Origin of the sequence: Citrobacter sp. Cu096, from assembly GCF_030332285.1 — a bacterium.
In the GTDB taxonomy this organism is placed as follows: domain Bacteria; phylum Pseudomonadota; class Gammaproteobacteria; order Enterobacterales; family Enterobacteriaceae; genus Citrobacter; species Citrobacter meridianamericanus.
On sequence record NZ_JAOWID010000030.1, the window covers coordinates 726,431 to 749,157 of the forward strand.

At 50.7% G+C, this 22,727-nt stretch carries 26 protein-coding genes; 9 read left to right on the forward strand and 17 right to left on the reverse strand.

What is annotated here, in order from left to right; translation table 11 throughout:
• Window positions 1-15 precede the first annotated feature (15 nt).
• The 3 genes from tnaA to OGX99_RS17785 all read left to right on the forward strand — a co-directional run bounded on the left by tnaA (window position 16) and on the right by OGX99_RS17785 (window position 3,790).
• A complete protein-coding gene (tnaA, locus tag OGX99_RS17775; RefSeq protein WP_151224644.1) occupies window positions 16-1,431 on the forward strand; it encodes a tryptophanase in 1,416 nt (471 codons plus the stop codon).
• A gap of 108 nt (window positions 1,432-1,539) precedes the next feature.
• Window positions 1,540-2,790, forward strand: a complete 1,251-nt coding sequence (gene tnaB / locus OGX99_RS17780; protein ID WP_187258794.1) for a low affinity tryptophan permease TnaB — start codon at window positions 1,540-1,542, stop codon at window positions 2,788-2,790.
• A 97-nt stretch (window positions 2,791-2,887) separates the two neighbouring features.
• Entirely contained in the window at window positions 2,888-3,790 is a 903-nt protein-coding gene (locus tag OGX99_RS17785; RefSeq protein ID WP_286544546.1) for a SphA family protein, read from the forward strand.
• A 52-nt stretch (window positions 3,791-3,842) separates the two neighbouring features.
• Here OGX99_RS17785 and ompC read toward each other — a convergent pair whose 3' ends face one another.
• Window positions 3,843-5,012 (reverse strand): porin OmpC, encoded by a 1,170-nt coding sequence (ompC, locus tag OGX99_RS17790; protein ID WP_151218919.1) that lies wholly within the window; start codon window positions 5,010-5,012, stop codon window positions 3,843-3,845.
• A 440-nt stretch (window positions 5,013-5,452) separates the two neighbouring features.
• Here ompC and OGX99_RS17795 point away from each other — a divergent pair, with 440 nt between their 5' ends.
• The 3 genes from OGX99_RS17795 to OGX99_RS17805 all read left to right on the forward strand — a co-directional run bounded on the left by OGX99_RS17795 (window position 5,453) and on the right by OGX99_RS17805 (window position 8,100).
• Window positions 5,453-6,145, forward strand: coding sequence for a phosphohydrolase (locus tag OGX99_RS17795; RefSeq protein WP_151224643.1), 693 nt, complete (start codon window positions 5,453-5,455; stop codon window positions 6,143-6,145).
• Window positions 6,146-6,221: 76 nt separating this feature from the next.
• Window positions 6,222-7,652 carry a DNA cytosine methyltransferase gene (locus OGX99_RS17800; RefSeq protein WP_151218917.1) on the forward strand — a complete coding sequence of 477 codons (1,431 nt, stop codon included), beginning with the start codon at window positions 6,222-6,224 and terminating at the stop codon, window positions 7,650-7,652.
• Window positions 7,633-8,100 (forward strand): very short patch repair endonuclease, encoded by a 468-nt coding sequence (locus OGX99_RS17805; RefSeq protein WP_151224642.1) that lies wholly within the window; start codon window positions 7,633-7,635, stop codon window positions 8,098-8,100. The genes OGX99_RS17800 and OGX99_RS17805 overlap by 20 nt, the downstream gene beginning before the upstream one ends.
• On the opposite strand, the gene yedA is transcribed toward OGX99_RS17805, so the two are convergent.
• Window positions 8,092-9,012 (reverse strand): drug/metabolite exporter YedA, encoded by a 921-nt coding sequence (gene yedA, locus OGX99_RS17810; protein WP_286544551.1) that lies wholly within the window; start codon window positions 9,010-9,012, stop codon window positions 8,092-8,094. The two genes, OGX99_RS17805 and yedA, sit on opposite strands and share 9 nt — an antisense overlap.
• 178 nt (window positions 9,013-9,190) lie before the next feature.
• On the opposite strand from yedA, the gene OGX99_RS17815 reads away from it, so the two are divergent.
• Complete coding sequence (locus OGX99_RS17815; protein WP_210904640.1) at window positions 9,191-10,102, forward strand: DUF808 domain-containing protein; 912 nt, start codon at window positions 9,191-9,193, stop codon at window positions 10,100-10,102.
• 77 nt (window positions 10,103-10,179) lie between these two features.
• Window positions 10,180-10,362 carry a YodC family protein gene (locus tag OGX99_RS17820; protein ID WP_151224641.1) on the forward strand — a complete coding sequence of 61 codons (183 nt, stop codon included), beginning with the start codon at window positions 10,180-10,182 and terminating at the stop codon, window positions 10,360-10,362.
• A gap of 206 nt (window positions 10,363-10,568) precedes the next feature.
• On the opposite strand, the gene yodD is transcribed toward OGX99_RS17820, so the two are convergent.
• Complete coding sequence (gene yodD, locus OGX99_RS17825) at window positions 10,569-10,796, reverse strand: YodD family peroxide/acid resistance protein (protein ID WP_003030417.1); 228 nt, start codon at window positions 10,794-10,796, stop codon at window positions 10,569-10,571.
• Window positions 10,797-10,959: 163 nt separating this feature from the next.
• Here yodD and dsrB point away from each other — a divergent pair, with 163 nt between their 5' ends.
• A complete protein-coding gene (dsrB, locus tag OGX99_RS17830; RefSeq protein WP_003030419.1) occupies window positions 10,960-11,148 on the forward strand; it encodes a protein DsrB in 189 nt (62 codons plus the stop codon).
• A gap of 54 nt (window positions 11,149-11,202) precedes the next feature.
• Here dsrB and rcsA read toward each other — a convergent pair whose 3' ends face one another.
• The 14 genes from rcsA to fliF form a co-directional block, all read right to left on the reverse strand.
• The gene (gene rcsA, locus OGX99_RS17835) at window positions 11,203-11,826 is read right to left on the reverse strand and encodes a transcriptional regulator RcsA (RefSeq protein ID WP_103771252.1); all 624 of its coding nucleotides are present in this window, start codon (window positions 11,824-11,826) and stop codon (window positions 11,203-11,205) included.
• A 288-nt stretch (window positions 11,827-12,114) separates the two neighbouring features.
• A complete protein-coding gene (fliR, locus tag OGX99_RS17840) occupies window positions 12,115-12,900 on the reverse strand; it encodes a flagellar biosynthetic protein FliR (RefSeq protein ID WP_151218915.1) in 786 nt (261 codons plus the stop codon).
• Window positions 12,901-12,908: 8 nt separating this feature from the next.
• Entirely contained in the window at window positions 12,909-13,178 is a 270-nt protein-coding gene (gene fliQ / locus OGX99_RS17845; RefSeq protein WP_003030425.1) for a flagellar biosynthesis protein FliQ, read from the reverse strand.
• 9 nt (window positions 13,179-13,187) lie between these two features.
• A complete protein-coding gene (gene fliP / locus OGX99_RS17850) occupies window positions 13,188-13,925 on the reverse strand; it encodes a flagellar type III secretion system pore protein FliP (protein WP_151218914.1) in 738 nt (245 codons plus the stop codon).
• A complete protein-coding gene (fliO, locus tag OGX99_RS17855) occupies window positions 13,925-14,302 on the reverse strand; it encodes a flagellar biosynthetic protein FliO (protein WP_187253003.1) in 378 nt (125 codons plus the stop codon). Before fliO ends, fliP begins: the two co-directional genes overlap by 1 nt.
• Window positions 14,302-14,715 carry a flagellar motor switch protein FliN gene (fliN, locus tag OGX99_RS17860; RefSeq protein WP_003030433.1) on the reverse strand — a complete coding sequence of 138 codons (414 nt, stop codon included), beginning with the start codon at window positions 14,713-14,715 and terminating at the stop codon, window positions 14,302-14,304. The genes fliO and fliN overlap by 1 nt, the downstream gene beginning before the upstream one ends.
• Window positions 14,712-15,716 carry a flagellar motor switch protein FliM gene (fliM, locus tag OGX99_RS17865; protein WP_048218013.1) on the reverse strand — a complete coding sequence of 335 codons (1,005 nt, stop codon included), beginning with the start codon at window positions 15,714-15,716 and terminating at the stop codon, window positions 14,712-14,714. The genes fliN and fliM overlap by 4 nt, the downstream gene beginning before the upstream one ends.
• Window positions 15,717-15,720: 4 nt before the next feature.
• A complete protein-coding gene (gene fliL, locus OGX99_RS17870) occupies window positions 15,721-16,188 on the reverse strand; it encodes a flagellar basal body-associated protein FliL (RefSeq protein ID WP_016153493.1) in 468 nt (155 codons plus the stop codon).
• Window positions 16,189-16,292: 104 nt separating this feature from the next.
• The gene (gene fliK / locus OGX99_RS17875) at window positions 16,293-17,507 is read right to left on the reverse strand and encodes a flagellar hook length control protein FliK (protein WP_286544556.1); all 1,215 of its coding nucleotides are present in this window, start codon (window positions 17,505-17,507) and stop codon (window positions 16,293-16,295) included.
• A complete protein-coding gene (gene fliJ, locus OGX99_RS17880; protein WP_016153491.1) occupies window positions 17,504-17,947 on the reverse strand; it encodes a flagellar export protein FliJ in 444 nt (147 codons plus the stop codon). Before fliJ ends, fliK begins: the two co-directional genes overlap by 4 nt.
• Window positions 17,948-17,968: 21 nt before the next feature.
• The gene (gene fliI / locus OGX99_RS17885; protein WP_047410431.1) at window positions 17,969-19,339 is read right to left on the reverse strand and encodes a flagellar protein export ATPase FliI; all 1,371 of its coding nucleotides are present in this window, start codon (window positions 19,337-19,339) and stop codon (window positions 17,969-17,971) included.
• Window positions 19,339-20,046, reverse strand: coding sequence for a flagellar assembly protein FliH (gene fliH, locus OGX99_RS17890; protein WP_151218912.1), 708 nt, complete (start codon window positions 20,044-20,046; stop codon window positions 19,339-19,341). Before fliH ends, fliI begins: the two co-directional genes overlap by 1 nt.
• A complete protein-coding gene (fliG, locus tag OGX99_RS17895; RefSeq protein ID WP_003030443.1) occupies window positions 20,039-21,037 on the reverse strand; it encodes a flagellar motor switch protein FliG in 999 nt (332 codons plus the stop codon). The genes fliH and fliG overlap by 8 nt, the downstream gene beginning before the upstream one ends.
• Window positions 21,030-22,712, reverse strand: a complete 1,683-nt coding sequence (fliF, locus tag OGX99_RS17900; RefSeq protein WP_286544561.1) for a flagellar basal-body MS-ring/collar protein FliF — start codon at window positions 22,710-22,712, stop codon at window positions 21,030-21,032. Before fliF ends, fliG begins: the two co-directional genes overlap by 8 nt.
• Window positions 22,713-22,727 lie beyond the last annotated feature (15 nt).

A 22,727-nucleotide genomic window follows, 5' to 3' on the forward strand; every position in this document is an offset into this window, starting at 1 on the left:
TACAGGAAATATTCCATGAATAACTTTAAACATTTACCAGAACCATTCCGTATTCGTGTTATTGAACCCGTAAAACGTACAACGCGGGAGCACCGTGAAAATGCGATTATTAATTCCGGAATGAACCCATTCCTTCTTGATAGTGAAGATGTGTTTATTGATTTATTGACAGATAGCGGTACTGGCGCTGTTACCCAAAATATGCAAGCAGCAATGCTAAGGGGGGATGAAGCATACAGCGGAAGCCGCAGTTATTATGCGCTTGCAGATGCGGTTAAGAATATTTTTGGATATCAATATACTATTCCGACTCACCAGGGTCGTGGTGCTGAGCAGATTTATATCCCTGTGTTAATCCGTAAGCGTGAGCAAGAAAAAGGGTTGGACAGAAGTAAAATGGTTGTGTTCTCAAACTACTTCTTCGATACAACTCAGGGACATAGTCAAATTAATGGCTGTACTGTCCGAAATGTTTATATTAAAGAAGCATTTGATACTGCAGTCCGTTGCGATTTCAAAGGGGATTTCGACCTGGATAAACTGGAAGAAGGTATCCAGGAAGTAGGGCCAAATAATGTTCCTTACATTGTGGCTACGATAACGTGTAACTCTGCTGGTGGTCAGCCGGTTTCACTGGCAAACCTGAAAGCAACATATCAGCTGGCGAAAAAATACGATATTCCAGTGGTGATGGATTCCGCTCGATTTGCAGAGAACGCATATTTCATTCAGCAAAGGGAAACAGCTTATAAGGACTGGAGCATCGAGGAGATTACACGCGAAACCTATAAATATGCGGATATGCTGGCTATGTCAGCGAAGAAAGATGCGATGGTGCCAATGGGGGGGCTGCTCTGTATTAAAGATGACAGCTATTTTGATGTCTATACCGAATGCCGGACGCTTTGTGTGGTGCAGGAGGGATTCCCTACCTATGGTGGTTTGGAAGGCGGAGCAATGGAACGTCTGGCCGTCGGTCTAACTGATGGCATGAACCAGGATTGGCTGGCCTATCGTATTGCACAGATTCAGTATCTGGTTGATGGTCTTGAAGCTATTGGTGTGACCTGTCAGCAAGCTGGTGGACATGCGGCATTCGTGGATGCTGGAAAATTATTACCGCATATTCCTGCTGAACAATTCCCGGCACAGGCGCTGGCATGCGAACTTTATAAAGTCGCTGGCATTCGCGCTGTAGAGATTGGTTCATTTTTACTCGGCAGGGATCCTAAAACGGGAGTTCAGTTACCGTGTCCGGCTGAGTTGTTACGTTTAACCATTCCGCGTGCGACATATACGCAATCGCATATGGATTTCATTATTGAAGCCTTTAGTCATGTGAAAGAAAATGCCAAAAATATTAAAGGATTAACTTTTACATATGAACCTAAAGTTCTACGTCACTTTACTGCACGATTGAAAGAAATCTGATAGTCAATAATTGACCATGAATGGCTATATCTCATAGCTATTCATGGTTCACATTTTTATAAAATTAATATGATAGTGAATAAATACAACTGATGAAAAGAGGCTCGTATGGAAGAAAATTCCAATTCAAAGCATTCATCCTTTTGGGGGATTATGGTGATTGCTGGCACCGTAATAGGTGGAGGGATGTTTGCATTACCCGTTGATCTCGCCGGCGCTTGGTTTTTCTGGGGGGCATTTATATTAATAATATCCTGGTTTTCAATGTTGCACTCAGGATTGCTACTTCTGGAAGCCAATTTAAATTATCCTGTCGGTTCCAGTTTTAACACAATTACAAAAGATTTAATTGGTAATAAATGGAATGTGATTAGCGGTGCGACAGTTGCCTTTGTTTTATATATATTGACTTATGCATATATTTCAGCAAATGGAGCTATTATTAGTGAAACGATATCTATGCATTCTGATGGTCATGTTAACCCACGAATCATTGGTGTTTGTACCGCGCTGTTTGTAGCAACTGTATTATGGTTTAGCTCATTGGCTGCAAGTCGGATTACATCATTATTTCTTGGGATTAAAATTCTTGCTTTCGTGATTGTTTTTGGTTCGCTTTTCTTTCAGGTCGATTACTCAATTTTAAGTGGGGTAAGTGGAGTAAACGAAGAAAGTCGCTCGTTTTTTCCTTATATATTTATGGCCATTCCGGTATGCCTGGCATCCTTCGGTTTTCATGGTAATATCCCCAGCCTAATCATCTGCTACGGAAAGAAAAAAGATAAATTGATAAAAAGTGTTGTGCTGGGATCTTTTCTGGCATTGGTTGTTTATTTGTTTTGGCTATATTGCACGATGGGTAACATCCCTCGTGAGAGTTTTAAAGGTATAATTGCTTCTGGCGGTAATGTCGATGCTTTGGTGGGGTCCTTTTTGGGAACTAATCAGAGTGGCGTGATTGAGTTCTGTTTACTCGTTTTCTCTAATTTGGCCGTGGCCAGTTCTTTCTTCGGCGTTACATTAGGACTATTTGACTTTCTTGCCGATCTGTTCAAATTCGACAATTCCCATTCTGGACGATTTAAAACAGTAATGCTGACGTTTTTGCCGCCAACGGTGCTTTACCTGTTATTCCCTAACGGATTTATCTATGGGATCGGTGGGGCAGGATTATGTGCAACGATCTGGGCTGTTATTATTCCGGCCGTGCTGGCCTTGAAATCAAGGCAAAAGTTTCCGAATCAGATGTTTACTGTATGGGGAGGGCGGATTATCCCCGCCGTAGTTATTATTTTTGGTATCGTCGTGATCTTCTGTTGGTTTGGTAATGTACTGAATATTTTACCAAAACTGGTGTGAGTGATAACGGACAAGAATCTTAATTTTTAGTGAAACTGCTCAGTTTTGCCCTCGGGCATCAATATTGATCCGTATTTCCTTCAGGTAAACAGTATCAATGGATAGCAAAATGATAAAGAGGATGAAAAGGATTTTGCCAGGCGTAGCTTTTCTGCTTGCAGCGCCTTCGGTGGTAGCCTCCGAGGGAAACGGACCGGGTATTTATCCCGATGGTCTGGAAAACTATATGTCAGGGTTTCTTCCTGCCGAAGGAATACATACCCTGTTGTACGGAGGCAGCGCACGGTATGACCACGTGCGTGACAGCAAAGGTCATGATATTTCAGGGCCGGGCTTCAGTATGAACGTCAATATCCTAGCGCCGCGTATTATTTGGGTTACGGAACAGCGCCTCCTGGGGGGACAGTTGGCGTTTCATTCCATCCTGCCATTGCTCGATATCACGGCTAAATCATATGGGCGGAAATATACCCGCCAGGGTTTGGGAGACATCACACTGGGGCCAGCATTAGGTTTTCATCCCTTGCGTGACCTTCATTATGTGCTGGGCGTTGATGTATTTGCACCAACAGGTAATTACAGCCAGTCTGATCCCGCCAACCTGGGGCGAAACTACTGGGCTGTGCAACCTGTATGGGCAATTAGCTATATTCCGCAACAAGGTGTTAATGCCGATATCAAAATGATGTATGACGTTAATCGACGTAATCAGGAGAGTCATACGAAGGCAGGCCAGGCTTTTCATGCCGATTATGCATTAGGATGGGCAGTGGGAAATGGTTGGGTGTTTGGCATTGGTGGGTACACATTTATACAGACTACCAATGACAACGGACCGAATTCAGCGCCGGCTAAAGCGCGGGCCTTTTCTCTTGGTCCTTCTATTCGTTATGCCAATGACAAGGGCTGGCTGATGACGTTGAAATGGCAGAAAGAAATGGATGTGCGTAACCGACCTGAAGGCTCCCAGCTATATCTTAAGGCTTCTGTCCCACTCTAAAAATGTAAAAAGCCCGCTTCAGAAGAAACGGGCTTGCTTGTTTGTGCAGCAATTAGAACTGGTAGACTAAACCAACGGCAACGATGTCGTCAGTCGCGATACCATTGCTTTCATAGAAGCTGTCGTCTTCGTCCAGCAGGTTGATTTTGTAATCAACGTAGGTGGACATGTTTTTGTTGAAGTAGTAAGTCATACCCACATCAACATATTTGACCAGGTCTTTATCGGTGTAGCGTGGGGTGCCATTGCTATGGTGATCCCAGCCACCTAAGTCGACACCTTTAGATTGCAGGAATGCAACGGATGGACGCAGACCAAAGTCAAACTGGTATTGTGCAACAACTTCGAAGTTCTGCGTTTTGTTGGCGATACCGCCTTTGTCATCACCATAAGCGGTCATATTGCGGGTTTCGGCATACATTGCAGCCAGGTACACGTTGTTAGCGTCATATTTCGCGCCAACAGTCCAGGCATCCGCTGTATCTCCGCCTGCGTATTTATTGGCATAGCTACGATCGCCACGGCCAGCAGAAACTTGCTCGTTAGTACGATCAGAACTCGAGTACGCTGCGCCGAGGCTTAAACCGAAGTCAAAGTCATAGGAGGTAGACATACCGAAACCGTCGCCGTTTTCTTTCGCCAGTTTGCGGTTTTCGCTATTACCGGAACCTTCCTGACCTACGCTGCTACCTTCATTATTACCCTGATACTGCAAAGCAAAGTTCAGGCCATCAACCTGACCAAAGAAACCTTTGTTACGATAGGTAGCCACGCCGTTGGTACGACCCAGCATATACACGTCGGTCTGAGTGTAAGTATCACCGCCGAATTCTGGCAGCATATCGGTCCAGGCTTCAACGTCGTAAACGACGCCATAGTTACGACCGTAATCGAAGGTGCCGTTTTCAGCAAAGCCTAAGCCTGCGAAAGCCAGACGAGTCCAGGAGTCGCCTTTGTCACCTTCGGTGCCGTTAGCCTGAATGTTATATTCCCACTGACCGTAGCCAGTCAGCATATCGTTGATCTGTGTTTCGCCCTTAAAACCCACACGCGCATAGGTCATGTCACCGTCGCTGCCTGCATCGTCAGAGAAATAACGCAGACCATCGACTTTTCCGTACAGATCCAGTTTATTGCCGTTTTTATTATAGATTTCAGCCGCATTTGCTGCGCCTGCAGCTAATAAAGCAGGGAGAAGCAGTGCCAGTACTTTTCTTTTCATTATGTATTCCCTTTATTTAATAATTAAAATGAATATGTAGTGATGTCCTGAAAACTACATTTCGATACTATCCATGAAGTTCATTTAATTTAAAATATAACATGTAACAATTGTATTTTAGATATTTCAGAATGTTTCAATTTGGATTTTTTAAATCATTTCTATATATATATGTCGTTTTCATTCAACGTATAAATGTATATTTATCAACTGGTTTATGCTTTTTGGTTTTAGTATTTGCTATGTATATTGTATGTATTTTTATTATTGCTGAACGTGGTTTCTTGATGATTTATTATCAATGCTACATGCAGAAGTTATAAATTGATATTCGTTATAAATATTATTTAATAATTGAATTTTGCTATAAAAGAGGGCGGACAGTGGTTCGGAGTAAAAATTGTTGCTAAGGTGGTTTTCTTTATGTAAAGGGAGAGAGCATGGAACTCCACGACTGGCAGTCGCGATTTGAAACCTGGCTACGTGAAAACCATTCAGAGCACGACGCTGCCCACGACATCTTTCACTTTCGCCGGGTGTGGACGACGGCACAAAAGCTGAACACAGATACGGCCGTTGACTGGCTGGTGGTGTTGACGGCGTGCTACTTCCATGATCTCGTCAGTTTGCCGAAGAACCATCCCGATCGTCATCGTTCGTCGGTACTGGCAGCTCAGGAAACGCGTGGGGTTTTGATGCGCGATTTCCCTGATTTTCCACAACAACGGCTATTTGCCGTGTGTCATGCTATTGAGGCACACAGTTTCAGCGCCAAAATCGTACCAGAAACCCCTGAAGCCAAAATTGTGCAGGATGCAGACCGGCTGGAGGCGCTGGGCGCGATTGGTTTAGCGCGGGTATTTGCCGTGTCCGGCGCATTAGGCGTGGCGTTATTTGATGCGGAAGATCCACTGGCCCGGCAACGTGGCCTCGATGATAAACAGTACGCGCTCGATCACTTCCAGACCAAATTATTAACGTTGCCGCTGACGATGCAAACCGAAAAGGGGCGGCGTTTGGCGCAGCATAATGCTGACTTCTTGCTGATATACATGGCGAAGCTGAGTGCGGAGTTAAAAGGAGAATATGAAAAGCTGGATCTTGACGCGATTCAACCCTTTACCGCGCGTTAGTCATCAGTACAGCCGCCACGTCAACCGCGCTATTTTATGTTAATCTGTCAGTCATCTATTTCGGCCGGTTAAATGTATGCAGGATAATTTTTCAGTAGCAGGCTCCATGAACCCAATGACAGATGATAACGAGGCCGCCGCACAGGTGATTTTGGCGAAGTTGCTTGAAATATATGACGTGAAAACGCTGGTTGCTCATCTGAATGGTGTTGGTGAGAATCGCTGGAGTCCGGCCATCTTTAAGCGCGTTGTTGCCAATGAAACGTGGCATCGGTTGAGCGACGCTGAGCTGGCTCATCTGAACGCTATGCTGCCGACACCGCCCGCGCATCATCCCCATTATGCTTTTCGCTTTATCGATCTTTTTGCTGGTATTGGCGGAATTCGTCGCGGTTTTGAAGCGATTGGCGGGCAGTGCGTCTTTACCAGCGAGTGGAACAAGCATGCGGTGCGCACCTATAAAGCGAATCACTACTGTGATCCTCAACAGCACCACTTTAATGAAGATATTCGTGATATTACGCTCAGCCATCATGATGGGGTGAGCGACCAACAGGCGGCGGAGCATATTCGTCAGCATGTTCCGCAGCATGACGTGTTGCTGGCGGGTTTCCCTTGTCAGCCATTCTCTCTCGCTGGTGTATCCAAGAAAAACGCGTTAGGACGAGCTCATGGCTTCGCCTGCGATACGCAAGGTACACTATTTTTTGATGTGGTACGTATCATTGATGCGCGTCGACCAGCGATATTTGTGCTCGAAAACGTCAAAAACCTGAAGAGTCACGACCAGGGAAAAACGTTTCGTATCATTATGCAAACCCTGGATGAACTGGGTTATGACGTGGCGGATGCGCACGATAACGGTCCGGATGATCCGAAGATTATCGATGGGCAACATTTTTTGCCACAGCACCGTGAACGGATTGTGCTCGTCGGTTTTCGCCGCGAACTGAATTTGAAATCAGACTTCACGCTGCGCGATATTGTCTCCCGTTATCCGCAGCGGCGTACTACGCTGGCGGAGCTGCTTGAGCCAACCGTCGAGGCGAAATATGTGCTGACGCCGGTGCTGTGGAAATATCTCTATCGCTATGCGAAAAAGCATCAGGCGCGGGGGAATGGATTCGGCTATGGTATGGTGTATCCTGGCAATCCCCATAGTGTAACGCGCACATTATCGGCGCGTTATTATAAGGATGGCGCCGAGATCCTTATTGACCGCGGTTGGGACATGGCACTGGGGGAAAAGGATTTTGATGACCCGCAGAATCAGCAACACCGCCCGCGCAGGCTCACGCCCAGAGAGTGCGCGCGCCTGATGGGATTTGAATCCCCCCAGGGCTATCAGTTCAGGATCCCTGTGTCGGATACCCAGGCTTATCGCCAGTTTGGTAATTCGGTGGTCGTCCCGGCATTTGCGGCAGTTGCCAGGCTGCTGGAGCCAAAAATCAAACAAGCGGTTACCCTTCGCGAGAAAGAGAACCTGCATGGCAGACGTTCACGATAAGGCAACGCGCAGTAAAAATATGCGGGCGATTGCCACCCGTGATACCGCAATTGAAAAACGCCTTGCCAGTGTGCTGACAGAGCAGGGGGTAACGTTTCGCGTGCAAGATGCGACGTTACCCGGTCGCCCTGATTTCGTGGTGGATGAGTATCGTTGTGTTCTCTTTACCCACGGCTGTTTCTGGCATCATCACCACTGCTATTTATTCAAAGTCCCCGCTACACGAACGACGTTCTGGCTGGAAAAAATAGGCAAAAATGTCCAGCGTGACGCGCGGGATTGCGAAAAGCTGCAGGCTCTGGGCTGGCGAGTACTGATTGTCTGGGAGTGCGCCCTGCGCGGGCGCGAAAAGCTGGGGGATGAAGCATTGTCCGAACGTGTCGTCGAGTGGATCTGCGGCGGTGGCGCCAGCGCGCAGATCGACACACTTGGTATTCATTTACTGTAACGTCTTCTCCGATGGAGTCACAATGGCGTCCGCTTTAGCAGGGAACAGGTATTTACCGAGTGTGACCAGTACCACCGCAAACACGATCACCCCAAGCGCCAGCCATTCGATGAGCGCCAGACTTTCTCCTCCCAGACCGGTACCCAACAGTACGGCGACCACCGGATTCACGTAGGCATAGCTGGTGGCGAGTGCCGGACTGACGTTGCGGATCAGGTACATATAGGCGTTAATGGCAATAATAGAGCCAAACAGGGCCAGATAGGCTACCGCCATAAAGCCTGAAAACGTCGGCATAGTGGTCAATTTTTCCCCGGAAAGTAGTGAGGCGCACATCAACACGAGACCGGCGGCGAGCATTTCTATGGCTCCTGCCATCATGCCAACGGGCAGGGTTATGCGTGAGCCGTACACTGAACCAAACGCCCAACTCATTGAGCCAATCAGGATTAAAACAGCGCCCCATGGATTACCGCTCAAATTGCCGCCGCTGTTCAGCATGATGATCCCGGCGAGACCAATAGCTATCCCTATCCATTCCAGTTTGCGTGTTTTGATGCCAAAAAAGTGACTAAAGCACAGCGTAAACAGCGGGACGGTGGCGACCACTACGGCGGCAATACCGGAAGGAACATTTTGATGTTCTGCAACGGTAACCAGCCCATTACCCACGGCCAACAGCAGGATACCAATTAACGCGGCGTTCAGGAGCTGGCGCAGAGGCGGTAGCTTGTGTCCGCGAAGAAGTAAAAAAAGTGTTAATAACACTCCCGCAGAGAGAAAACGCACGCCGGCCATCATCAACGGCGGCCAGCTTTCAACGCCAATACGAATAACGAAGTACGTGGAACCCCAAATGATGTACAGCGCGAATAGCGCACTGAAAAGCGGTAACAATTGCCTGAAACGCATAATCCCTCACGGTGGAAATAAAAAGGTGCAACATAGTAAACGTCAAAACTATCGTGCTGGCGAGATTTATAATTACGTACTGATGTTAAAAAAATGTTGACCAGAAAGGTCAGTTTCAGCATTGCGTGTTTTACTTCATACTTATGGCTGCAAAAAAATAATATTGAGGATTAAAACTTTGGCAGGAAGTAGCTTACTGACCTTACTCGATGATATCGCCACGCTGCTGGATGATATTTCAGTCATGGGAAAACTGGCCGCGAAAAAAACGGCGGGTGTATTGGGGGATGATCTGTCGCTTAACGCGCAGCAGGTCTCGGGCGTGCGGGCGAACCGTGAACTCCCGGTAGTCTGGAGCGTGGCAAAAGGATCATTTATTAACAAAGTTATCCTTGTGCCATTGGCGCTATTGATAAGCGCCTTCATTCCGTGGGCGATCACCCCTTTATTAATGGTTGGCGGGGCGTTTCTCTGTTTTGAAGGGGCAGAAAAAATTCTCCATACCTTGCAAGCGCGTAAGCACAAAGAGACTCCAGAGGAGCGCCAGCAGCGTCTGACAACGTTGGCGGCGCAGGATCCTCTCACCTTTGAAAAAGATAAAATCAAAGGGGCGATACGTACCGATTTTATCTTATCTGCCGAGATTGTCGCGATTACGCTGGGTATCGTCGCGGATGCGCCACTGCTGAATCAGGTGTTGGTGTTATCAGGCATCGCGTTAGTCGTAACCGTGGGGGTATACGGCCTGGTTGGGATTATCGTTAAGCTCGATGATATTGGCTACTGGCTGGCAGAAAAACGTAGCGCGCTTGCCCAGTCGCTGGGGAAAGGATTGCTGGTGGTCGCTCCCTGGCTGATGAAAACCCTCTCTGTGGTGGGTACGCTGGCGATGTTTTTGGTCGGTGGTGGAATCGTGGTACACGGGATATCACCGTTGCATCATGCGATTGAACATTTTTCCCAACAGCAAAGTGCATTGATTGCGCTAATGCTTCCGACCCTGCTGAATCTGGTGCTCGGTTTTATCATTGGCGGGGTCGTGGTGCTGCTGGTGAAAGCCGTCGCCAGACTACGCGGAGTTTCGCACTAATTGTCGCAGAGATGATTACGCAAAACGCCTCTTTGTCGTCTAAGGTGTAAAGGTTTCTCTTGATACAGGAGGCAGGTATGGTCTTTTCTGTCAGTGAGGAAGTCACCTCCAAAGAGGGGGGCCCACGCATGATCGTTACCGGGTATGCCAGCGGAATGGTGGAATGTCGCTGGTACGACGGCTTTGGCGTCAAACGGGAAGCATTCCGTGAAGATGAACTGGTGTCGGGTGAGCGAAGATCGCTCTGCCAGGATGCCTGAACACCTGGCTTGAAGGTAACCTGGTGAACTCTCAACCATTAGTTATATTTATCATTTTGGTGAGAATTATTTACTTGTCAGGCAAAAAAATTGCAGATAAGGTTTGTTTCACATCAGATTTTCTGGTGTAACGAATTTTCAAGTGCTTCTTGCATAAGCAAGCTTGATCCCGACCCGATAAGGGCCGGGATTTTTTTCGCCCTCAGTCAGCGATTGATCTCCGACACGCTAAAATCATGGATATCAAGCTCGAACGCGTCGGCAAGTTCATGCCATGTATGGTAATCACGCCCATCGACGCTGACGCGTTCCGGGTCATCCTGACTACGATGAATCTCACTCTCGCAGATTTCGTTGATTGCCTTCAGCAGCGCGTCCACATCGACGCTGACTTCACGTTTGGCCGTATCGCTGTACTCTTTCGCGGTTTTCATCCTCATACCTCTCAACCGTTAAGGATACCGGGGGAGCGTATCCCAACATCAGATACGCACAACTTAAGTATAGACCGTCGATAAAACCCGCAATCGCACGAGCCGGGCGCTGCCAGAAAAAGGAAATTGTTCTACACTGGCACAAAGCCACAGGAGGAAAACGATGAAGGTGAATGATCGGGTTACAGTCAAAACGGACGGCGGTCCTCGTCGACCGGGCGTGGTACTGGCTATTGAAGAATTTAGTGAAGGCACCATGTACCTCGTTTCGCTGGAAGACTACCCGCTCGGTATCTGGTTCTTTAATGAGTCAGGTCATCAGGATGGTATCTTTGTGGAAAAAGTGGAGTGAGGTGAGTTCAGCTTTTTGATTCTGACTGGTGGAGTCGCCACCAGTCAGAACGTCTTAGCGCATATTCACAAAGATACCATTGGTTACGTTATCTGTGAGTCTCACAACGTGATAGATCACTTGCTTATTATGCGTCTTTATCTTTCGTTTTATATTCCCCTTATGGGATGACACGGTTTTGGCTTTGATATTCATTTGATCTGATATCTGTATTGTTCCCTGGCCCTCCATCCACATGCGTAGCATACTGGATTCGGTGCGGCTTAATGACAAGGTCGGCAGATTTACATCAATGACAATATCCACTTCCTTTTTCAGAATATCGCCAAGGAGTTCATCCAGTGAATCTGGTTTAATCGACTTAGAACTGATCAATAAGTTTTTTCTTACTAATAAATATTCATCAAAATGCACATTGGCAATTGCCATAAACACAATAAATAATGTGCCGGGATGCTGATTAATGATTTGCTTTATTTGCTGGCTGTTAGCAGGATCGTGGATAAAGCAGTCCTCATTAATAAACACCACAGCGGGTTGCTGAGAGACACAGGCGAGGCTGAGCTCATCAACGCTGGAAATGTTGTTGATTTCCCTTTTTTTCACTCCCCGACTCACCAGATATCCGGTCAAACCTAGGCGGGTGTAACTGCATAAATCCATAATAATCGTTGACATGGCATACCCTCACTCAATGCGTAACGATAATTCCCCTTACCTGATTATTTCATCACAACTAAACGGAATAATAACGACCTAAGATGACGCTTTCGCTGTTTTTCAGGCGAAATTACTATCCCGTAAAGTTGCGTATAATTTGCCAGGAAACATCTTAAAGTAAAGTAAATGTTGCTTTATGTGAGTGAGACAAAAACAAATAAGCCGCGACAGGTATATCCTGGTGGATGTTGTTGCTTTTTAAATTTAGGATAATCCTTAGTAAAACAGGATAAAAATTAAGGGTTATTATTTCCCGGGCATTTCGCTGACAATATCAGCCAACAAATTAAAAATCTCGCTGAATAATCGCTCGCAGAACGGCGCAATTAATGGCATCAGGGCCGCCATTAATGAAATACCCACGGCAAGGGTGAGTGGAAAACCGATGACGAAAATCGACAGCTGCGGCGCCATGCGATTCAACAAGCCGAGTGCAAGGTTGAGTGTGAGTAGCAGCGTCATTATCGGCAGGGCCAACATGAGTCCGTTGAGGAAAATCAGGCTACCCGCACGCGCCAGCGCGAGAAAGGCATTACTGTTCACCGGATTACCGCCGATGGGCAACGTATGAAAGGTATCGACCAACAGCGAAATCAGCCACAAATGGCCGTTAAAGGTCAGGAACAACAGCATCGCGAGCATGTCGATCAGTCGCGCCAGGACCGGCATATTCAGACGGCTACCAGGGTCGAAGAATGTTGCAAATGAGAGGCCCATTTGCAGACCAATTAATTCCCCGGCGGTGCGCACTGCAGCAAACGCAAACTGCATGGTAAAGCCTAAGGCGATGCCGATGAGGATCTGTTGCATTGCTTGCCATAACGCTTCAACAGAAAAGATAGGGACATCTACCGGGGGAATCGACGGGGCGATAACGACGGTTATCATCAATCCCAGCCCCAGTTTTACCCTTTTAGGGATGGCGCGCTCGCTGAGAATAGGAGCCGTCGAGATGAGTGCCAGGATGCGCAGCAAAGGCCAGAAGTAAAGATTCAGCCAGTGGAGCCACTCAACGCTGGTCACCTGCAACATAATGTCATCTACCCGATGATATAAGGGATATTGCTGAACAGCGTACGCACGTAGTCGAGCAGCAGGTTAAGCATCCACGGACCGGCAACGATGATGGCAATAAAAACCGCGACAATTTTGGGAATGAAGGACAGCGTCATTTCGTTAATCTGGGTCGCCGCCTGCAGAATACTAATGATTAGACCCGTGACGAGGGCGACCAACAGTAAAGGTGCGGCAAGGGCCAGGGCGACTTTCATCGCCTCTGTGCCCATCATCATGACCGATTCAGGAGTCATTTCGCGCCTCTAACTGTAAAAGCTTTGTGCCAGCGAGCCGACAAGCAGCTGCCAGCCGTCCACCAGTACAAACAACATCAGCTTGAACGGCAGCGCGATCGTGGCGGGTGGAACCATCATCATCCCGAGCGCCATCAGCACGCTGGCGATAACCAGGTCGATAATCAGAAACGGAATAAAAATGGTAAAGCCTATCTGGAATGCCGTTTTCAGCTCGCTGGTGACATAGGCCGGAAGCAAAATCCGCATCGGTACGGCTTCTGGTCCCTGTAGTGGACCGCTGTTTGCCAGACGGGCGAACAGCGCCAGGTCTGCTTCACGGGTTTGTCGCAGCATAAACTCACGCAGCGGTTGCGCGCCTTTCTCCATGGCTTCCTGCATGGAGATCTTCTCTTCGCTGAAGGGCTGATATGCATCGACGTAGATTTTGTCGATTACCGGCGACATGATGAAAAAGGTCAAAAATAGCGCCAGCCCGAGTAGCACCTGGTTTGGCGGCGCAGAGGGTGTTCCAAGCGCATTTCGTAGCAGGCCGAAAACAATGATGATGCGAGTGAAGCTGGTCATCATCAGCAAAATGGCGGGCAAGAATGTCAGCGAGGTGATAAACACCAGCGTTTGCACTGGCAAAGACCAGCTTTGTCCGCCGCCCGGCAGCGGCTGGCTAACCAGGCCTGGGAGCTCGGCGAGGGCAACGGGGCTGAAAAGCCATAAGCCTGCCAGCGTGAGGAATAACAAACGGCGCATCAGGGTCTCCCGGGACGCTTGAGCAAACTTTTCATCATGGCCTGGAAATCCGCGGGGGAGGCCGTTTTTTCTTCTGCATCGGCAGGGACCGGGGGCAGGGTGTGCAGGACGTTAATTTGCGAGGCGGTTACGCCCAGCACCAGCCGTGCATCTTCAACCTCAACAATCACCACGCGCTCACGCGGGCCCAGTGAGGTACTCGCCGCAACTTTCAGTCCGCGCGTACCGGCGCTTTTGGGAGCAAATCCCAGACGTTTAATGGCCCAGGCCGCAGCCAGGATCAATACGATAATCCCGAGCAGCGCACCGCTGACCTGCACCAGCGGTGAGCCGGGGACGGCTGCTGGCTGAGAAACTGTCGCCTGGGTATTCATGATTAACGGCTCAGACGGCGCATACGTTCAGAGGGGGTAATAATGTCGGTGATACGTACGCCGTATTTATCCGCGACGACTACCACTTCACCCTGAGCAATCAGATAGCCGTTGATCAGAATATCCAATGGTTCGCCAGCCAGACCATCCAATGCGACGACCGAACCCTGCGTCAGGCGCAGCAGCTCTTTGATGGTCATACGGGTACGGCCTAATTCGACGGTTAGTTTGACCGGAATGTCCATGATCAGGTCGATGTCCTGCAAGGCACCGCTGACGTCGCCGCCACCTAACTGCTGGAATACCGCATCGGCCGCACTTTTGGTAGGCGTGGTTTTTTGCTCGTTTAACGCGTCAGCCCACAGATCGTCCAATGCGCCAGTGTTCTCATCGGACGGATTATTCATATCACTCATTTGGGCTGTTCCTCATTCAGCGAATTCAAAATCGGGTTTATCAGATGTTCTACGCGTAACGCATACTGACCGTTCACAGTGCCATACTGGCTGGTCAGTACAGGCACGCCGTCCACATGAGCAATAATGCGGTCGGGTTTTTCAATCGGCAGTACATCGCCGGGTTTTAGTTTTAAAATCTGGGATAGCCGCAGCGGAATGTCGGCAAAGTTTGCCACCAGCTCCAGCTCAGAATGCTGAACCTGACGCACCAGATTATTGCGCCAGTTCTGATCTTCATTTCGCGAGTTTTCCAGCGGTGGGTTCACCAGCAGCTCGCGCAACGGTTCAATCATGCTGAATGGCAGACAGATGTTAAATTCACCGGTCAGGTTACCAATCTCAACGTGGAATGGGGTATTCACCACAATGTCATTTGGCGAGGTGGTGATATTGGTAAATTTCACCTGCATCTCCGAACGAACGTATTCCACTTCCAGCGGATTGATGGCCTTCCAGGCATCGCTGTAGCCTTCCAACGCCAGCTTCAACATGCGGTTGATGACGCGCTGTTCGGTATGGGTAAATTCACGACCTTCCACTTTCGTCGGGAAGCGGCCATCGCCGCCAAACAGGTTGTCTACAGCGATAAATACCAGACTCGGAGAGAACACCACCAGACCCGTACCGCGCAGTGGCTTCAGGTGGATTAAGTTCAGGTTGGTCGGAACGGGTAAATTACGCGCAAACTCGTGGTAGGGCTGGATACGGATCGCACCCACGGTAATATCCGGGCTGCGGCGTAACAGGTTAAATAATCCCATACGGAACTGGCGCGCGAAGCGTTCGTTAATGATCTCCAGCGCCTGTAAACGCTCACGTACCACGCGGCGCTGGGTGTTGGGATCATAAGGACGAATATCGCTTTCTTTTGCGATACCGGAAATGGGTTCGTCTTTAGTCTCGCTATCGCCGTTAAGCAATGCGTCGATTTCAGCCTGAGAAAGAATACTGTCGCCCATGTCTTTACCGCAGAATAAAAGCTGTATAAAGAACGTCGGTGACAACCTGTTTGGGTTGTCCAACAACGAGCGGAGTCGCGAGCGTCTCTTTGATGGCGGCAATCAACTGTTGCTTACCTTCTTCAGTGGCAAGCGTGGCTGCGTTCTGACGAGAGAACAGCAGCAGCAAGCGGCTGCGTACTTCTGGCAGATATTCGTTCAGACGTGAACGCGTCGCCTCGTCTTTCATGCGCAACGTGATACCGATATACAGCACTCGGTCCGCATCACCCAAATTGACGGTAAAAGTGTCCAGCGCGAAGAACACCGGGGCAGGCGGTGGAGCCGGTTCCGCTTTGACGCTGGCGGACGGCTGCTGCTGCATGCGCCAGTAGCTATACCCCGCAGTTGCGCAGGCGGCGAGGGTAATTAATACCAGCAGAGGGATCCAAATAGCGCGTTTACTTTTTTTGTTAATCGCGGAGTCAGTCATCAGATACGGGCTTCCTGTTTCGGTACAGCTTATGGGCTGATTATCCCGTGTCCTGTCCACGACAAAGCGTGGAAAAGACGCGGATAATCATGCTACCTCTGGCGTTAGGCGAAGATGTCTACAGCTCCATCACCACGTGCTGCGGCTTGCAGTGAGGCAGGCGTTGCCAGTACGGCGTCATCTTCAGCGGCAAAAATATCTTGTCCCTGGGCGCGACCCGCCTGCTGTTGCTGCCCGGAAGATTGCTGATTGCCAGCAAAACTTTCGCTGCTGATATTGCTTTGTCCAAGCTGGATCCCGCTTTCAGCCAGTTGAGTTCGCAGCATTGGTAACGCAGCTTCCAGCGCTGCGCGCACGTGACTGTGCGGCGAAACCATTTGCAGCTGAGCGAGGTTATCATCCAGTTTGAGGGAAATATGCACCTGGCCCAGGTCCTGCGGATGCAAGCGCAGTTCTGCGCTTTGCTGACCCTGGCGCGTGAACAGCGTAACGTGCTGACTTAGTGCTTGCTGCCATTCGTGGCTTCCCAATGGCGCGCTAAGCACCGGTGCGGCTGTCGGTAACGGTTGTGCATGGGGCTGCGGGCCGCTTAACGGCGCCGCCGTCACGCCAATGCTGGTCGGTGAAGAGGAGCTTTCAATTTCTGCTCGGGTCGCCGCCGCTGCCGTCAGCGGGGTTAGCGTCGGAGTGTTGGTCTGATCTACGCTACCACCAGGTGCCGCATTATTCGCTTTGCCTTTTTTGGCATCACCGGGCAGCAAATCGCCCGCGTTATCAGCGATAGCGCCATGTACTGCACCGCGTGTTAACGTTGAAAGCGTCGCATCAACAGGTACAGGCGTGCTGTCAACGGCTGGTGTGGTCAGCGGTTGGCCTGGCAGCATAGCGAACAGCGCGCTCAGGTTGGCGAGATCGTCATCGCTCAGCGAGGTGTTTTTTTCATCCTGCTGATTCACTTTACCCAATGTTGTCATAGCATTCGCTTTCAGCGATGGCGTGAGGGCTGACAACAGTTGCTGGGCGTCAGTCATGTCGGCAAGGGATGCATCGCTATGTATCTCTTTTTGCGCCAGCAGTTCACTTAACTTGAGCGACGGTGTTGGGTCACCATTTTTTTGTAACAACCCTTTTTGCAGTTTGCTGCCTGCCGCCTGTAAATCGGCCAGCGACAGCGGGGCGGCTTTACCTTGTGCGTCGCCCACACCTAATGCGCCAGCCAGTATCGCTAAAAAATCCTCGGGTGAATCTACCGCTTTGCCTGACTGAAGACCTGCGGCTACATCGGTGTCGGTAGTAATCAGTTGGGGTAAAGTAATCATTCGGGTTTCCTCATAGCTGCGCGCTGAGCAAATTCATCCATCTTTTTCTGATCCAGGCGGTTTTCGGCCAGTAATGCCGCCGAAGTTTGTCTGTCCTGCAGTGTCTGCCACGCCTGTAAACGTTGTTTTTTGTCGCGCCAACTGTTCAATGCCTGGTCTACTTTCTGCGTCCATTGATTGAGCTGTTGGCGATGTTGCTCAATCGCTTTTTCCAGCGTCTGAATAAATTGTTGGTAATTGATCCAGCGATTGCTGGTAATACCCTGGCCCATGTCGCTGTTCAGATTGTTGCGATACTCATGCTGATAATCGATCAGCATTTTCAACTGCTCTTCCGCCTGCTGACAGCCACGACGCATCTCTCCCAATAAGACAGCGGCGTCATCTACCTCTTTTTCAGCCAGGTCTTTCAATGTTGCTAATGCACCATGTTGTGCCATGACCTATGCTCTCCTGCTTAATCACACACCAGGGAAAATCAGTTCTAAAGCCTGCAGAGAATCTTCCCAGTCAGCTCTTTCAAAAATACCTTGCTGTAAGAATGCTTCCAGTTGTGGCCATAAGGCGATGGCTTTATCCAGCATCGGATCGCTGCCTTTGGCATACGCGCCCACGCTGACCAGATCGCGGTTGCGTTGGAAGCTGGATAACAGCTGTTTAAAGTTACGCACCCGCGCATAGTGTTGTTCACTAATGAGCGCGGTCATGGCGCGACTAATAGAAGCCTCAATATCAATAGCCGGATAGTGGCCCGCCTCAGCCAGATGACGGGACAAGACGATGTGGCCGTCCAGAATCGCGCGCGCGGAATCGGCAATCGGATCCTGCTGGTCGTCGCCTTCAGTCAGTACCGTATAAAATGCGGTGACTGAGCCGCCGCCGTGAATGCCGTTCCCGGCACGTTCGACCAGCGCCGGTAATTTAGCGAATACCGAGGGTGGATAACCTTTCGTTGCCGGTGGTTCGCCGATCGCCAACGCGATCTCACGTTGCGCCATCGCATAACGGGTGAGGGAATCCATAATCAGCAATACGTGCTGTCCGCGATCGCGAAAATCTTCGGCGATACGCGTGGCATAAGCCGCGCCTTGCATACGTAACAGCGGCGAAACGTCTGCCGGAGCGGCAATCACCACCGAGCGTGCGCGACCGTCAGCGCCGAGAATATTTTCAATAAAATCTTTAACTTCGCGACCGCGCTCGCCAATCAGACCGACGACGATAACATCGGCCTGGGTATAGCGCGCCATCATGCCGAGCAGGACGCTTTTACCGACGCCGGAACCTGCGAAAAGACCCATACGCTGACCACGTCCGACGGTTAACAATGCGTTGATAGGGCGTACGCCAGTATCCAGAACGTGTTCAATCGCGGTGCGTTGCAGGGGGTTAAACGGCGGTGTAATCAATGCCCCCGTTTCGGTGGTGTCCGGGGCGGGCAGGCCGTCGAGCGGTTTTCCGCTGCCGTCAAGCACACGCCCGAGCAGAGCAGGGCCAAGCGGTAATTGCTTCCCGCTTTGCAGACCTTCCCCGGCAATGTTCTTTGCATACACGCGTGCGCCGGGCAGAACGCCTTCGACCTCTTCGAGCGGCATCAGAAACAGACGTTGGCCGTTAAAGCCCACGACTTCACTTTCGACTTCCTGTGTTTCGTTGCCGTCCTGACGTTCAATGACGCAGGTGGCGCCCAGCGGCAACTGTAGACCTGTGGCTTCCAGTACCAGCCCGGTGGCACGAGTCAGGCGACCATAACGGCGTACCGCAGGCAGCAGCGACATTTTCTCTTCGAAGTTGTCCAGCGTATTGAGCCAGCGAGTCAGGCGTGTGGTCATTACACGACTCCTGGCGCTGCCAGACGGCAGAGTTCTTGCCAGCGCGTGGCGACGCTGGCATCCAGGTCGCCCTCGTCGGCGGAGACTTTACAGCCGCCGTGATGCAGCGTCGGGTCGCCGCGAAGTCGCCAGCCGTGCAGACTGAGTGTGGCACCGAGCATTTCTTCCACACGCTGGAGATCGTCGGGATGTACGCGTAGCTGCGGCTTACCGCTAAACAGCGGTTCCTGTTGCAACAGCTGTTGGATTTGCTTAATCAGCGCAGCGTTGTCCACGATTGGCGTCTGACCAATAACCTGACGCGCCGCTTCCAGCGCCATTTGCATCAGGCGTGAGGCAATGACGCTGTCCAGCGCATCCAGGGTATTCTGAAACTCGCTCACCAACTGCTGCATGCGGGCATGGATGGGGGCATGCTGCGCGCGTGCCTGGGCCTGGCCTTGTTCCAGCCCCTGACTCAGCCCCTCCTGATAACCTTGTTCATGACCCTTTTGGCGACCTTCTGCCAAACCCGCGTTATAACCTTGCTCATGGGCTTGCATTTGCAACTGTGCGAGCTGCTGTTCAAGCTGTTGCTCAGGGGAAAGCTCTGGCTCTTCTGTCTCTTCTGACAGCGGCGTTTCGCTGTGGTCGGCCAGTACGAACTCCGCCATCGGTGGGGCGAGGTCGTCCGGGGTCCAGACTTTCCACGGCAATTCGTTAGACATAGGTATCCTCGCCGCTGCCTATCACCATCTCGCCGGTTTCTGCCAGACGACGCACAATAAGCAGGATTGCTTTCTGTTCGTTTTCCACCTGCGACAAACGCACCGGACCGCGGTTGGCGAGATCGTCGCGCAGAATATCGGCAGCACGTTGCGACATGTTGCGCAGGAACTTCTCGCGTAGCGGCTGTTCGGCACCTTTCAGAGCAATCAGCAGTGATTCGGAATCCACTTCCTGCAGCAGGCGCTGAATACTGCGATCGTCGACGTCCACCAGGTTCTCGAACAGGAACATCTCGTCGATAATTTTCTGCGCCAGTTCGCCGTCGAATTCGCGTACGGCGGTAATAACCGCTTCTTCTTGCTGAGTTTTCATCAGGTTGATAATTTCTGCCGCCGTTCTCACGCCGCCCATTTTGCTGCGTTTGAGATTCTGGCCATCGAGCAGGCCGTTTAGTACCTCGGTCAGTTCTGCCAGCGCGGCAGGCTGGACGCCGCCGAAAGTAGCGATACGCAGCATCACGTCGTGACGTAAACGTTCGTCGAACAGCGCCAGAATATCAGCCGCCTGGCCCCGCTTGAGGTGTACCAGAATGGTGGCGATAATCTGCGGATGCTCGTCGCGGATAAGGTCGGCGGCGCTTTGCGGCTCCATAAAGTTGAGCGTTTCAATACCGCTGGTGGTATCGCGGGTTTCCAGAATGTCTTCCAGCAGGCTGGAGGCGCGTTCTTCGCCCAACGCTTTCACCAGTACGGAGCGCAAATATTCGTTAGCGTTGATATTGAGCGCGGCAAACTGCTCGGCTTCTTGTTCAAACTCGGCCAGTACTTCCGTCAACTGCTTGTTTGAGATCTGGCGTACGTTCGCCATCGCTGTACTGAGCGCCTGAACTTCGCGCGTGGAGAGGTGCTTAAACACCTCCGCCGCGCGATCTTCGCCAATGGTCATCAACAGAATGACGCTTTTGTCGGTACCGGTAAGGGCATTACTCATGATCGTTACTCATCCACTGGCGAATGACCAGCGCCACGACGCGCGGATCGTTATCTGACATTTCACGAATACGTTGGCTCATGACTTCTGCGCCCAGACGCTGGTTCGTACGACGTTGCTGGGTCTGCTCGTCTTTGCTGAGGCGAACTTCTACCGCTTCTTCGGTTTCCTGACGGATACGTGTTTGTTCTTGTATCGCTTTCGCTTCTTCGCTGCGACGGACCAACTGTGGGCGAACAGCCTTACGCCACAGGATCCAGGCCACCAACAGAACCAGCAACCAACGGCCAGCGGACATTAACTGGTCGATAAAGGACTGCTGTTTCCAGAACGGAAGTTCGCCAGCTGAGTCATCAGTCGCTGTGAAGGGAGAGTTCACCACGTTCAGGGTGTCACCACGCTTGTCGGAGAAACCCATCGCCTCGCGGGTCAGATCCTCAATCTGCTTCATCTGCTCGGCGGTCAACGGCAGCGGTTTGCCGTCTGGCAAGGTTTTATAGTTGACGACTACTGCCACCGAGAGACGCTGCACATCGCCAACGTTCATTTTGGTGTGGCGAATAGTACGGTCGACTTCATAGTTGCTGGTTTCATTGCGCTGAGTACTGCGCGGGCCCGCATTATTACTGTTATTCGTCGCTTGCGCGTTTTGCGTATTTTGCGCGTTTTGCTGATTCGCCGGTGGGTTGGCGATTGGCGCAGTATTGGCGGGTGCTGGCTGATTAGACAATGCGCCCGGCACGCCGCCTGGTGCTCCACTACCGATCTGCTCACTGACGTTCAACTGACGAGAACGCAGCACGGCCTGAGACTCATCACCGTTTGGACGGTACTGTTCTTCGGTTTGCTCTTTATTGGCAAAATCAAGCTGCGCGGTGACTTGCGCATGAACATTACCGTTGCCGACAATTGGCAACAGAATCGATTCGATACGACGCTGAACGCGGCCCTCGACGTCGCTGGCGTATTTCAGCTGCGCATCGTTAAGGTCGCGGCTGCTGGTGTTCGACTGGGTTAATAAATGCCCCGCCTGGTCGACCAGCGTAACGTTGCCGGGCGGTAACCCTGCAACAGCGCTGGATACCAGATGCGTGACCGCACTGATCTGACCTTCATCCAGTGCACGACCCGGCTCGAGATTGACGGTGACGGAGGCAGAAGGCGCTTTTTGCTCACGTACAAACAGCGACGGTTTTGGCATTGCCAGATGCACGCGGGCGCGTTTTACCGGTCCCAGTGTTTCGATGGTACGGGCTAATTCACCTTCCAGTGCGCGCTGGTAGTTGACCTGCTCGCTAAACTGGCTGATACCAAACTTTTCCTGATCCAGCAGCTCAAAACCCACCGCGCCGCCTTTGGGCAGGCCTTGCTGCGCCAGACGTAAACGCAGTTCATGGACTTTGTCGGCAGGAACTTCAATCGCGCCGCTTCCCTCAGTGAAACGATAGGGAACGTTCATCTGCGTCAGTTGGGTAACAATTGCGCCACCGTCCTGATCGGAAAGATTGCTGAACAGCGTACGGTAGTCAGGCGCTTTGGCCCACAGAACCATCGCCACGATGATAGCGACGGCAGCGGCTCCCGCCACAATCAGAGGAATTCTGGGATTCGCGCGCAGGCGATTTAACCACTCGAGAGGTTTAAGCTGGGTTGCAGTCGATGCTGTCGCACTCATCTCGCACCTCGTGGC